General features: G+C 64.5%; 9 protein-coding genes, 1 tRNA gene and 1 riboswitch. Of the genes, 5 read left to right on the plus strand and 5 right to left on the minus strand.

All coding sequences use genetic code 11. The annotated features are described in order from the left end of the window. Window positions 1-55 precede the first annotated feature (55 nt). From CLV85_RS08960 to CLV85_RS08970, 3 genes are read left to right on the plus strand one after another with little or no spacing between them, the layout of a single operon-like run. Window positions 56-1,078: a 3-oxoacyl-ACP synthase III gene (locus CLV85_RS08960; RefSeq protein WP_100389176.1), complete on the plus strand. Its 1,023-nt coding sequence runs from the start codon at window positions 56-58 to the stop codon at window positions 1,076-1,078. Beyond that, window positions 1,072-3,852, plus strand: a complete 2,781-nt coding sequence (locus tag CLV85_RS08965) for an alpha/beta fold hydrolase (protein ID WP_100389177.1) — start codon at window positions 1,072-1,074, stop codon at window positions 3,850-3,852. The genes CLV85_RS08960 and CLV85_RS08965 overlap by 7 nt, the downstream gene beginning before the upstream one ends. Further along, on the plus strand, window positions 3,849-4,814 hold the full coding sequence (locus CLV85_RS08970; RefSeq protein ID WP_100389178.1) for an NAD-dependent epimerase/dehydratase family protein: 966 nt from the start codon (window positions 3,849-3,851) through the stop codon (window positions 4,812-4,814). Before CLV85_RS08965 ends, CLV85_RS08970 begins: the two co-directional genes overlap by 4 nt. 343 nt (window positions 4,815-5,157) lie before the next feature. Here the strand turns inward: CLV85_RS08970 and CLV85_RS08975 are convergent, their stop codons facing one another. Further along, window positions 5,158-6,717: an MFS transporter gene (locus CLV85_RS08975; RefSeq protein WP_100389179.1), complete on the minus strand. Its 1,560-nt coding sequence runs from the start codon at window positions 6,715-6,717 to the stop codon at window positions 5,158-5,160. Between the two features lie 165 nt (window positions 6,718-6,882). On the opposite strand from CLV85_RS08975, the gene CLV85_RS08980 reads away from it, so the two are divergent. Next, entirely contained in the window at window positions 6,883-7,470 is a 588-nt protein-coding gene (locus CLV85_RS08980) for a helix-turn-helix domain-containing protein (protein WP_100389180.1), read from the plus strand. A 288-nt stretch (window positions 7,471-7,758) separates the two neighbouring features. Here the strand turns inward: CLV85_RS08980 and CLV85_RS08985 are convergent. From CLV85_RS08985 to thiM, 4 genes are all read right to left on the minus strand, one after another. Next, a tRNA-Pro gene (locus tag CLV85_RS08985) sits at window positions 7,759-7,832 on the minus strand. 76 nt (window positions 7,833-7,908) lie between these two features. Then, complete coding sequence (locus CLV85_RS08990; RefSeq protein WP_100389181.1) at window positions 7,909-9,438, minus strand: bifunctional hydroxymethylpyrimidine kinase/phosphomethylpyrimidine kinase; 1,530 nt, start codon at window positions 9,436-9,438, stop codon at window positions 7,909-7,911. After that, a complete protein-coding gene (thiE, locus tag CLV85_RS08995; protein ID WP_100389182.1) occupies window positions 9,435-10,145 on the minus strand; it encodes a thiamine phosphate synthase in 711 nt (236 codons plus the stop codon). Before thiE ends, CLV85_RS08990 begins: the two co-directional genes overlap by 4 nt. A 23-nt stretch (window positions 10,146-10,168) precedes the next feature. Then, window positions 10,169-10,978 carry a hydroxyethylthiazole kinase gene (thiM, locus tag CLV85_RS09000; RefSeq protein WP_100389183.1) on the minus strand — a complete coding sequence of 270 codons (810 nt, stop codon included), beginning with the start codon at window positions 10,976-10,978 and terminating at the stop codon, window positions 10,169-10,171. Then, window positions 10,970-11,061: riboswitch (TPP riboswitch) on the minus strand. Its footprint overlaps the gene before it by 9 nt. Window positions 11,062-11,304: 243 nt before the next feature. Here thiM and CLV85_RS09005 point away from each other — a divergent pair. Further along, window positions 11,305-12,822, plus strand: coding sequence for an MDR family MFS transporter (locus CLV85_RS09005; RefSeq protein ID WP_100389184.1), 1,518 nt, complete (start codon window positions 11,305-11,307; stop codon window positions 12,820-12,822). Window positions 12,823-12,869: the final 47 nt, after the last annotated feature.

The raw sequence follows: 12,869 nt of genomic DNA on the forward strand, positions 1-12,869 counted from the left end.
CATAAACTAGGCCTCTTGATTACTGAGCCCGCGGGGCTCGCTCGACGGAGGTTCCGTGGCCGGAAATGCCAACACGCGCTTCAACAATGTTTCACTGTTGTCGGTCGCGAGCACACTACCCAGCCGGGTAACCACATCAGAAGACCTCGAGGCACGCCTCGCCCCGGCGTTCTCGCGCCTCGCGTTGCCCAGCAGACTCCTGCAACGGGTGGCCGGTGTTCTCGAACGTCGCAACTGGGCTGTCGGCGAAACATCTGACGACGCCACCGTTTCAGCAGGCCAACGCGCGCTTGCCGAAGCTGGTGTGGATGCCTCTGAAGTCGGCCTCCTCATCAACACTTCTGTGAGCCGCAAGCACCTTGAACCCTCGGTGGCGGTGCGCCTGCACCACGGCCTCGGCCTGCCCAGCTCGGCCATCAACTTCGATGTCGCCAACGCGTGCCTCGGCTTCGTGAGCGGCATGAACCTTGCTGCCAACATGATCGAGTCGGGCCAGATCCGCTACGCGATCATCGTCAATGGCGAAGACGCGGATGACATCCAAACCAACACCATCGACCGCCTGCTCAAGCAGGATTCCGATCGTGACGGCTTCATGAGCGAATTCGCGTCGCTCACCCTCGGCTCCGGAGCCGCTGCTGCTGTACTCGGACGCACCGACGAACACCCGGCCGGTCATCCGATTCTCGGCGGCGTCACCCGCGCGGCAACCCAGTTCCACGAACTCTGTGTCGGCAGCGTCGACGGCATGTTCACCGACGCGAAAGCACTTCTCAAAGGTGGCCTCGACCTCGTCGTCTCGGCGTGGAAAGAAGCATCCACCGAATGGGACTGGTCGAAGATGGACCTCTACGTCACCCACCAGGTGTCATCGGTACACACCAACGCCATCGTCAAGGCGGCAAAACTCGACCGAGACCGTGTGCCCACCACCTTCCCGCAGTACGGCAACGTCGGCCCCGCGTCGATTCCCATCACCCTCGACGAAGCGCAAGGGACCCTCAAGAAGGGCGACCGCGTTCTGCTCATGGGCGTCGGCTCCGGCCTCAACACAGCAATGATGGAACTCGCATGGTGACTGAAGCCGCTTCCCGCCCGCCGCACGACCTGCCCGGGCTCGACCCGCGCTTCAGCCGAGTTACCGCCGTACCCGGAAGTGGTGTGGATGCGGGACTCACCCGCGACTGGCACTACCTCGATAACGGCGACGAGTTGGCACGCCTCGGCGTGCCCATCGCCGGCACCATCTTGGCTGTCCACGGCAACCCGACCTGGTCGTATTACTGGCGTGAATTGCTGACGCAGACTCTTCAGGCAGCCGAGGATGGGGCTGCGGCTGACGACGCATCTGCAGCGGCGGCGCCCGCGTGGCGCGTCATCGCCGTCGACCAACTCGACATGGGCTTCTCTGAGCGCACCGGCATCCATCGTCCGCTCGCGCAGCGTGTCGCCGATCTCACCGCGTTCACCGAAGCGCTCTCTCTTGATGGCCCCGTCATCTCGCTCGGTCACGACTGGGGCGGCGTCGTCTCCCTCGGCTGGGCCGTCGACCACGCGGAGCAGCTGACCGGCGTCATGCTGCTGAACACCGCCGTGCATCACGAGACCGGCAAGCCGATTCCGGCACCGCTGCGGCTCGCTCGAGCACGCGGGATGCTGGCGGCATCCACTGTGCGCACCCCCGCGTTCTTAGAGACCACGCTCGCGCTTACGTCTGAGCCGCTCGACCCCGCGGTGAAGGATGCCTACCGTGCGCCGTACCGCACGGCAGCGCGTCGCGGAGGAATCGGCGGCTTCGTTGCCGACATCCCCGTCGATTCCAGCCACGAAAGCTTCAGCGAGCTCGACCGCATCGCGACCGCCGTTGCACAACTCGACCTGCCTGCGCTCATGCTGTGGGGACCGCGCGATCCGATCTTCAGCGACTACTACCTCGATGACCTCATCGAACGACTCCCGCACGCCAACGTCCACCGTTTTGAGGGCGCCGGCCACCTCGTTGCCGAAGACGTGCCGTACGCCGACTTCGTGCTGACCTGGCTCGGCGACAACGCCGCGAGTCTCGCGAGCCCGGGCTCCGACTCTGCCCCGGCCTCGCCGTCGCCGCGGGAAGCGATCGCCGCAGCATCCGCAACCTCAGACGACTCAAGCTTCGTGCCGCTTTGGCACAACCTCGACAAGCGCGCCGACGACACTGCCACCGCTGTAATCGACATGTCGACACGAGGAAACCGCGGTCCCCAGCAGGTCAGTTGGCGCCAACTCAGCGACCGCGTGAACCGCATCGCCGCCGGCCTCACCGCGATCGGCGTGCGCAAGGGCCAGCGGGTTTCCCTGCTCGTGCCGCCCGGGCCGACGCTCACTGCCGTGGTCTACGCCTGCCTGCGCATCGGCGCCGTCATCGTCGTCGCGGATGCCGGCCTCGGCGTCAAGGGACTCACCCGTGCCGTGCGCGGATCCTGGCCCGACTTCGTGATCGGCGAAGCCCCCGGCCTCATCGCCGCCCGCACGCTGGGCTGGCCGGGAGTGCGCATCTCCACCGCGCAACTGCCCAAGGTTTCCGCCGCGACTCTCGGAGTTTCGTACAGTCTGCGCGACCTCATCACACTCGGCGCCAATACGCCTCTCCCCGCCGAACCACGGTCTGGGGATGACGCAGCGATTCTCTTCACCTCGGGCTCAACCGGCCCCGCCAAGGGTGTCGTGTACCGCCACGGTCAGCTCTCCGCCCTGCGCGATGTGCTCGCCAGCCACTTCGAAGTGACCTCCGACACCGGACTCGTCACCGGGTTCGCACCGTTCGCCCTGCTGGGTCCTGCACTCGGCACGCGCTCCGTGACCCCCGAGATGGATGTGTCGGCTCCCCGCACTCTCACGGCTCGAGCTGTCGCGGCTGCCGTCGAGGCATCCGGCGCCAGCATGGTCTTCCTCTCCCCCGCTGCCATCCTCAATGTGGTGGCCACGGCGGGAGATCTCACGTCGAACGACCGCAGTGAACTCGAACGCGTCCGCTCGTTCCTCTCCACCGGCGCACCCATCGGTTCCGAACTACTCGCTTCCGTCGGCACGATCATGCCGAACGCGACCGCGCACTCGCCCTACGGCATGACCGAATGCCTTCTCGTGACCGACATCACGCTCGACGGCATCCGCGCCGCCGCCGGCGGTGCGAACACAGGCGTATGTGTGGGCAAGCCGATCGGCGAGAACCAGCTGCGCATCAGCGCGCTCGATGAACACGGCGCAGCGACTGGGTCGCCCAGCACAGAGCCCGGCGTTCTCGGTGAAATCGTCGTCTCGGCCCCGCACCTCAAGGACCACTACGACCGACTGTGGCTCACCGACCGCGAAGCTGCCCGCGAGACTACGGTCGAGACGGATGCCGTGGGTTCTGCTGCCGCATCGGACGCGACGGATGCACCGGCTGCGCCCGCCGCGCGCTGGCACCGCACCGGCGACGTCGGTCATCTCGATGAGCTCGGCCGCCTCTGGGTCGAAGGTCGACTGCCCCACGTGATCGTGACCTCGACGGGGCCCATCGCTCCGGTCGGCGCCGAACAAGACGTTGAGAGTGTCGCGGCCGTACGCCGAGCTGCCGTCGTCGGCGTCGGGCCGCACCAACTGCGGCAGGCTGTCGCGGTAGTCGAGACTGTGTCGCCGACTCGTCGGCCTGGGCTCGCCAGCCCCGAGCTGACCGCGGCCGTTCGCGAGAGCACGACGCTGCCGCTCGTGGCCGTACTCGCCGTTCCCGAGCTGCCGACCGACATCCGCCACAACTCCAAGATCGACCGCTCGCGGTTGTCAGTGTGGGCGGAGCGACTGCTGGCTGGCGGAAAGCCGACTGCACCATGATCGTGCTCGTTACCGGGGCATCCGGATTTCTTGGACGCGCGGTCGCCGCTGAGGCAGTCGCCGCGGGGCATGACGTGCGCACGCTGCAACGACGACCATCTGGCGTCGACGGCGTCACGGACTTCCTCGGCTCGATTACCGACCCGGATCACGTCGCGACTGCGATGGAAGGCGTCGAAGGCGTGATCCACCTCGCCGCGAAGGTATCGCTCGCCGGTGACCCGCACGCGTTCCACACCGTCAACGTCGAGGGAACCCAGCTCGTGCTCGCCGCAGCCGAAGCAGCCGGCGTTTCCCGCTTTGTGCAGGTGTCGTCGCCCTCGGTCGCGCACTCGGGCTCCGCGCTGGCAGGCGTCGGCGCTGAACCCGCGTCGCCCGAACATGCCCGCAGCGAATATGCGCGCACTAAGGCCACCGCGGAATTGCTTGCTCTCGCCAGCGACAGCGACCGGATGCACGTGGTCGCCATTCGCCCGCATCTCGTCTGGGGCCCGGGCGACACTCAACTCGTCGGCCGCATCGTCGATCGAGCTCGCCGTGGACGCCTGCCCCTGCTCAATGGCGGCACCGCCCTCATCGACACGACCTACATCGACAACGCGGCATCCGGAATCGTGGCCGCCCTGCACCGCGCCGACACGGCCCACGGCAAGGCCTACGTTCTGACCAACGGCGAACCGCGTCCCGTTGCCGACATCTTGGCGGGCATCTGCCTCGCTTCTGGGGTCCAGCCGCCGCGCTGGAGCATCCCGGCCGCCGTGGGACGCACCGCAGGATCCTTGGTCGAGCGGGTATGGGCAGTGCGCCCCGGAGCGGACGAGCCACCCATGACGCGCTTCCTCGCCGAGCAGCTGTCGACGGCGCACTGGTTCGATCAGCGCGACATCCGCGAGGCTCTGGACTGGTCGCCAGCCGTGAGTATTGACGAGGGGCTACACCGACTCTCCCGCCACGAACAATAGCGGGTACGCTCGGGGCACGAGCCACTCGGCTCACAGGAGGACAACGTCATGGCCGATAAATCACCCAAAAAATCATCCGGCAAGACTGTAGCGAGCAAGTCTCTCAAGGAGAAGCGCGCTGACAAGAAAGACAAGGCCGCTAACAAGCGCAAGGACTAGACCTCAGTCAGGCACGGCTCAGCGTCGACAATGTCGAGCGTGCCGTGCTCGACGGGAACCCGTTCTATAGGCCCGTAGACCACGAAAAGGGACCGTCCAGATGGACGGTCCCTTTTCTTATGAGGAAATTATCATCCCGATGGCTCACGTACTCCATAGCGATGATCAGACCATGTGGCGGCTGTTATGGAGAGACTTCGATCTCAGCCGGGGCGGTCTTGGGGCCACGAACGAGGACAAAGAGCATAAGGACGGTCATCACGGCGACTCCGACCCACATGGCCTGCTGCCACCCGGCGACGAACGCCTCCTGCGCGGCAACGAGGATCTGCTCCGCGTACTCACCGGCGTCATGGCTGACGGCGGAGGCGTTGGCGATGCCTTCGCTCGCTGTAGCGGCGAGTTCCTCCGGTACGCCGTCAAGACGAGCTGAGATGGTGTTTTGGTATCCAGCAACAAGGAGGCCGCCAAGCAGGGCGATACCAAGCGCAGAGCCGAGTTCGCGGGTGAGATCGTTGAGTGCGGACGCCACGCCTTGTTGTTCCCGCGGGAGCGAGGAAGTGATGGCCTCGGTCGACGGAGTCATCGCCAGACCTGCGCCAAGTCCCATGGCGATCAGACCGGGAAGAACGCTGAGATAGCCACCTGAAATTGAGACGAGTGCTGCCATGAGTGCAAGCCCTATGGTGGTGATGCTCAGCCCTCCAACCATTGCTGCGCGGGCGCCGATCCGGGCCGCGAGGCGAGGCGCAAGGCCAGACGCGAGCATCATCAGCAGCGCCATCGGCATCAGGCCGAGAGTGGCCAGCAGCCCACTCCAGCCGAGTACGACTTGGAAGAACGGGTACAAAACCAGAGAGACGCCACCCTGTACGCCGAACAGTACGAGCAGCAGCGTGGTTCCGGAGGAAAGTCCACGGGTACGGAAGTGCCTCAGGTCCAGCAGAGGGAACGGGGTGCGCAGCTCCCACGCTACGAACCCAACGGTCGCGATAAGCGCGGCGGCCAGAGTGGCGAGAACGATTGGAGCAGTCCAGCCGAGTCCGGGCGCCTCATGTAGGGCGAAGGTGAATCCTACAGTGGCGATGATCGAGGTGAGAGTGCCGAGCAGGTCGAACCGGCCTGGGGCTAGTTCGCGAGAGTTCGGAACGGCACGGACCCCGATCAGCACCGCTGCAACCGTGAGCACGATGGGCAGCGCGAAGAGCCACCGCCAAGACGCAGCATCCACCAGCAGGGCGGAGAGATACATGCCGAGGATGCCGCCGCCACCGGCCACCGCGGTCCACAAGCCGATCGCTCTGGAACGCTCCTTGTCGGGGAATGAGGAAGTGATCACAGAGAGTGTGACGGGCATGATCATCGCCGCGCCGATACCACTGAGTAGGCGCGCTGCCAGCATGACCTCCACGATAGGGGCGACGGCGGCGGAGATATTCGCGATCCCGAAGACGATCAGCCCAACGATAAGGACGGGCTTGCGTCCCAGCCGGTCGCCTGCTGCGCCTAGCGGCAGCAGGAGAGCCGCGAGAGTGAGGGTGTAGGTATTGATCATCCAGAGCACTTGCCCTTGAGAGGCATCGAAGGTCGTGGCCAACTGTGGCTGGGCCACGTTGAGGCCCGAGACGGAGGCGACGACGGCCATTAAGGCGATGCAGACGGCCCAGAGAATCGCACGCCGACGGCGTGGATCCTCGATGAGCGGCGAGGCCGTGGCCTCATCGGTCGCAGGGGTGGAAGTCATAGTTGAGGAATTCCTTTCACGGTTGGTTCAGCGGGCATCAGCGAGATGCGCTCATCACGAATCTCCCGACCGTGGCAGCGCTCCTGTCGGTCGTGATGTTTGAATCAGACTCCCTCGCTACCGCTCGTTCTGGCAAATATCCTTGCTAAATGGCAAAATGGCGATATGGACGAACCTGCTAGCCAGACTCTCGAGACCGTCGGCCCCCGACTCAAGCACCTACGCCTGCGGCGTGACGTCACCCTGACGTCGCTTGCTGCCGAGACTGGGATATCCGCGAGTACGCTCTCACGGTTGGAGGTCGGTCTACGCCGACCCACGCTCGAGCAACTCCTGCCGTTAGCCCGCTATTACGGCGTCACGCTCGACTCTCTTGTTGACGCGCCCCGCACGGCCAACCCCCGCGTCGATCTTCGCCCCATGTCGTGCACCGACGGGTCGATCATCATCCCGCTCACCCGCCGCCCCGGAGGCATCCAAGCATTCAAGTTTGTTCTCCCCGCGGGCAACGACGATGCCGTGCCTGCTCTCCGCTCTCACGAGGGATACGACTGGGCCTATGTCCTCAACGGCACCCTGCGCCTCGTCCTCGGTGACCACGACTTTATCCTCCACGCGGGAGAAGCCGCCGAATTCGACACACGCACCCCGCACTGGTTTGGCGCGACCAGCGCGGGCCCCGTCGAATACCTCAGCCTTGTCGGGCGGCAGGGCCAACGCGCCCACGTCCGCACTACTACTGATGATCAGTAGCCCCAAGTGCGGCGACCTCCACCTTGTTCAACCGATTCCGCGGTGACCCAAGAAACCGGAATTCCGGATCCACATATCCCGATCAAGAACTGTTATTCCTCAAAGATTTGTATCGACCTGCACCCGGTTGATTATGTCGCCGCCTCGCGCTGCGGCTCCAATCATCGAAATGTGACCTTAGCGATGCGGAGAAAGCTGTGCAAGAAGTCTCATCTGCAGCGTCTTGGAACCAGATGCTCAGAGCACGAAAAAAGGACCGTCCAGATGGACGGTCCTTCTCTCGTATTGTCGGGCTGACAGGATTTGAACCTGCGACCCCTTGACCCCCAGTCAAGTGCGCTACCAAGCTGCGCCACAGCCCGTGACAACTCGAATAGCTTATCGTGAAATTTGGGTACCGATGTTCACATTGGGGTCAAAAGTGGCACAGAATCCGAATCATTTCGAGCTGACCCCGTGCGCGGCGGCGAAGAACTCGCGTTCGTGCTCCGTGGATGCCACGAAAGCGGTGAGCATCGCATCCCGAACCTGCGGGGTTGCGTCTGCCGCGAGCGCCGTCACTATCGTGATGGCTTTCTCTGTGGCATCCGTGAATGCCTCGTCGGCATAGGTGGTCAACCAGTCGGCGTAGGGGTGCTCGGGGTGCGCTAGCGGGTGCAGGCGGGATCCGACGTCGTGGTACACCCAGAAGCACGGCAGAAGGGCCGCAGCGAGCACCGCATAGTCACCGCGGGCGGCTGTCGCCAGCAGGTGGTTGAGGTACCCGGTAGTGGTCGCACTGGGCGAGGCAGCAAACACTTCGCCCTCGGGAGACCACGACTCGTGCAACTGCAGTTCCGTCACGATGCACCCCTCGGCACTTGAGGCCCAGAATGCTTGCTCTGCTGCGGTGGGTGCCAGTCGGGCAGCTTCGGCGAGCGCCCGCGCATAATCGCGCAGGTAGAGGGCATCCTGAGCCAGGTACCAGACGAAGTCGCCTCGGTCGAGAGAACCATCACCCAGTGCCCGCACGAAGTCACCTCCGTCGATCTCAGCCCGCACCGAGGCGATCTGCGCCCACCACTGCTCGCGCACCTCAGCAGCGGTCAGCGCCGTCTCTACGCCGCCGCGCTCCCACAACCCGGCAAAGTGACTAATCGGACCATGCCCGCCACCCACCTGCAACGCTGCACCGGCACGGATGCTCTCGCTCAACCACCGCTTCGACTCCCCCACAGCGGCGGCCCACTCACCGCCGGCCGCAATCCGGGTCGCGAGCGCACTCGACAGCGAACAGCCCGTTCCGTGGGTGTTGCTGGTCTCTATACGGATGCCGTCAAACTCAGTAACGACAGCAGCGTTCCCGGAACGAGCATCCACCAGCGCATCCGGAGCTTCGGCCCCGCTCAAGTGTCCACCCTTGGCCAATACGCGCACCCCGTACGAGGCAGAGACTCGCGCCGCCTGCTCCAGCACCTCGGGCCACGACTCAGCGGCGGGTTCCGCGGCGATGATCGCGAGTTCGGGGATGTTGGGAGTGACAAGGTCACACACCCGCACCAGGTCGCGCAGCGCCTGCTCGGCTTCGGCATCCAGCAGTCGGTCTCCGCTCGTGGCGACCATGACCGGGTCAAGCACAATCAACGGCGGGCGCACGGCCTCGAGCCACTTCCGCACAACCCCCACGACCTCAACGGTGCCGAGCATGCCGATCTTCACGGCATCTATCGCTATATCGTCGCTGAGCGCATCAAGCTGCTCGCGCAAGAACAAGGCGGGCGGCACATGCACTCCGCGCACCCCCTGCGTATTCTGAGCGGTCAACGCGGTAATCGCTGCCATCCCGTAGCCACCATTGGCTGCGATCGACTTCAAGTCGGCCTGGATCCCCGCACCGCCCGAGGGATCACTCCCGGCAATGCTCAGCACCCGAGGAACGCGCACCGCGCTACTGCTGCCGTTACCGTTTTCGCTCCGTGCCCCGCTCACGCGTCTTCTCCCTCGTCATCAGTAGCCACTACGCCAGCCCACGCTGCGGCGAGCGCCCGTGCCGCTTCTCGCGGATCGGCCGCGCCACAGATGGCAGACACGACCGCAGCACCGTCTGCACCGCCCGCCCGCAGCAGCGCGAGGTCATCCACGCCCACACCACCGATAGCGACGGCAGGTAGTGTGCTGAGCGCCATAAGCTCCGCCATGCGTTCATGCCCCAGAGACTCCGGGGCGTCTTTCTTCGTGGTCGTGGGGTGCAGGGCGCCAATACCGACATAGTCGACACCGGCAGAGCCCACACTCGCTTCATACAATTGGTCTTCGGTCGCAGCACTGAGCCCCACGATCGCGTGCGGGCCCACAAGCGCCCGAACAGATCCCGAGGGCAGGTCTCCCTGCCCCACGTGCACTCCAGCGACCTTCGCCCCCATCTCGCGCGCAGCGAGGTATACATCGACGCGGTCATTGACGAGCACGGGCACCTTGCGGGCAACCGCAGTGGAGACGCGCAGCACCAGGTCGAGAAACTCTCGCGCCGGCATGTCCTTCTCGCGCAACTGCACGATGGTGACTCCCCCGGCGACCGCTTCGTAGACGAGATCGACGAGGTCGTGGCCCGCAGCTTTCGCCTGCCCCGAGTCCGTCACCAAATACGTCGAGAGGTCGAAGCTCTCACGAAAACCAGTCACTGCTGCTGCATCCATACTCTTGCCTACGCCAGAACCGCTCACGCGATGACCGCCCGTTCTGCAATGTCGTCCACCGAGACTTCGCTCAGCGCGTCGAGGAGTGCGACCGCGAAGCTGCCCGGCAGCGCCGAACGTTCCGCCGCGAGGTCGGCCGCCACTGTGTACACGCTCGTCGCCGCCACAGCAGCGGTCAGCGCATCCGGCGTCACTGCAGCAAACGCCGCCATGATCGCGCCGAGAGCACAACCACCGCCCGTCACTTTGGTCAGCACCGGATGCCCGTTCGTGAGTCTTACGACACTCACGCCATCGGTCACCACGTCAGTCGCTCCCGATACCGCAACGACGCCGCCAGTTACCCGCGCGAGCATCTGCGAAGCGGTGAGCGCAGCATCCACACTGCTTGTACTGTCGACGCCTCGACCGCCCGTGCCCAGTTCGGCGAGCGCCAGAATCTCGGAGGCGTTACCCCGCACGATGGAGGGGCCGAGGTCACGCAGGCGATACGCCAGCGGAGTTCGCACGGGCAGAGCACCGATGGCGACTGGGTCGAGCACCCACGGCGTTCCGGCAGCGTTGGCTGCTGGCGCCGCTTCGAGGGCTGCAGCACGCTGTTCTTCACGGCAGGTACCGAGATTGATGAGTACTCCGGATGCCACCCCCGCGAACATGCCAGCTTCTTCCGGAATATCCACCATGGCCGGAGCCGCTCCGACAGCGAGCAGAGCATTGGCGGTGAAGCCCACCACCACGCTATTGGTGATGCACTGCACGAGCGGCGACGTCGATCTCACCGCCTCGAGCGCATCTTGAGTGGCGGTCAGTAGGTTCGGTGGCGTACGCGACATGCACGACATCCCTTCGCTAGTTCTAACTAGATCAGGTTCGACGGGTGTGTTCTCAGCCCCGCAGGGCACCCCGTGTCACAAGTTGTGCCTCCACGATAGCGGGTCACACGGATGCTCGGGCAGTGGTAATGCGCCCGCCGCAAGGCCCACTTCCTTCCGTCTTCCGCCCCGCTCTGAGCCCGTTTGAAGCAGACTCCACGCAATTGGGATTATTTTGCTGTCGGATGTCGTTGCACTGAGCGAGAATATAGACGACGACTGATTTGTGCGCCCTTTCGAACTCGGCTGCTGCTTCGTCCTACCGCTTGAGACACGACAGGATTTTCATGACTAGCACCGCGCCGATTACCGGCAGTATCCCCCTCGCCCCACCCGGAGCGGGCTCATCTGCGGGCGCCGTCGACAACAGCGGTCGCAATCGTCTTGTGATCGCGCTCATGCTCGCGGCAACCTTCGTGGTATTCCTCAATGAGACATCGCTTGTCGTTGCCATCCCCCGCATCATGGAAGACCTCAACATCGAGCCCAGCACGGCTCAGTGGTTGTCGACGTCGTTCATGCTCACGATGGCGGTAGTGATTCCGATCACCGGATTCCTCATCCAACGCTTCACGACGCGCAGCATCTTCATCGCCGCGATGTCCCTTTTCACCGCCGGTACTCTGCTGGGAGCTATTGCGCCGACGTTCTTCATCCTCATTGTCGGACGAGTGATCCAGGCCTCCGGTACCGCGATCATGCTGCCGCTGCTCATGACCACCGTCATGACTCTCGTGCCCCCGGCTACCCGCGGTAAGACGATGGGTAACGTGTCCATCGTCATGTCGATGGCTCCCGCCGTTGGCCCCACGGTCGCGGGCCTTGTACTCGCGGTCTTTGACTGGCGCTGGGTCTTCATCGTCATGATCCCTATCTCGGTCACCGCGCTCATGCTCGGCATCACCAAGGTGCGCAACGTCACCGAGCCCCGCAAGGTCTCGATCGACGTGCTCTCGGTCATCCTCTCGGCCGTCGCCTTTGCCGGACTTATCTACGGTCTCTCGAGCCTCGGTGAATCAGCCAGCGGCGAAGTACTCATTGCCCCTGCGATCCCGATCATTGCGGGTGCAGTCAGCCTCGCGCTGTTCATCCTTCGCCAGCTGAAGCTCCAGATGACTGACAGCGCCCTCCTCGACCTTCGCACCTTCGCTGCTTCCGGCTTCGCGATTTCGATTGGTCTCATGATGGTCATGATGGCTGCCCTCTTCGGCACCATCATCCTGCTGCCGATGTTCACGCAAGACGTTCTCGGCCTCGAACCCATCCAGAGCGGACTCCTTGTGCTGCCCGGCAGCCTCATCATGGGCCTTCTCGGGCCGATTGTGGGTCGACTGTACGACAAGGTCGGACCGCGCCCGCTCATGATCCCTGGCGCCATCGTCGTCAGCGCGTCACTCTGGAGCTTCACGATGCTCTCCGAGAACAGTTCAGCGCTCATGGTTGTCGCGATTCACGTGCCCATGAGCATCGGGCTCGCCTTCATGTTCACACCGCTGTTTACCTCGGCACTCGGAACGCTCAAGCCGCACCTGTACTCGCACGGCAGCGCCACCATCGGCACTGTGCAGCAGCTCGCTGGAGCCGCCGGCACCGCGCTGTTCATTGCACTGCTCACGGTGCAGTCCGTCGCGCTTGCCGCGGAAGGAGCCCCCGATACGGAGGCTCTCGCCGCCGGCGTTCGTCTCGCGTTCATGGCGGGTGGCATCATCTCGCTGTTCGCGATCGTCGCCACGTTCTTCGTCAAGCGCAACGACGCCGAGGTCGACTCCGATGCCGACGCTAACGCAGCACCGGTCGGCCACTAACGCTGGAGTGTGAACGGGTGCCCACCGGCATCCGTTCCCACCGCGCC

The organism is Salinibacterium amurskyense (genome assembly GCF_002797685.1).
Taxonomy (GTDB): domain Bacteria; phylum Actinomycetota; class Actinomycetes; order Actinomycetales; family Microbacteriaceae; genus Rhodoglobus; species Rhodoglobus amurskyensis.

Coding starts and splice junctions, on each gene's coding strand:
- CLV85_RS08970 (WP_100389178.1), top strand. CDS start 3,849: ATGATCGTGCTCGTTACCGGGGCATCCGGATTTCTTGGACGCGCGGTC.
- thiE (WP_100389182.1), bottom strand. CDS start 10,145: ATGGATGCAGCAGCAGTGACTGGTTTTCGTGAGAGCTTCGACCTCTCG.
- thiM (WP_100389183.1), bottom strand. CDS start 10,978: ATGTCGCGTACGCCACCGAACCTACTGACCGCCACTCAAGATGCGCTC.
- CLV85_RS08975 (WP_100389179.1), bottom strand. CDS start 6,717: ATGACTTCCACCCCTGCGACCGATGAGGCCACGGCCTCGCCGCTCATC.
- CLV85_RS08965 (WP_100389177.1), top strand. CDS start 1,072: ATGGTGACTGAAGCCGCTTCCCGCCCGCCGCACGACCTGCCCGGGCTC.
- CLV85_RS09005 (WP_100389184.1), top strand. CDS start 11,305: ATGACTAGCACCGCGCCGATTACCGGCAGTATCCCCCTCGCCCCACCC.
- CLV85_RS08980 (WP_100389180.1), top strand. CDS start 6,883: ATGGACGAACCTGCTAGCCAGACTCTCGAGACCGTCGGCCCCCGACTC.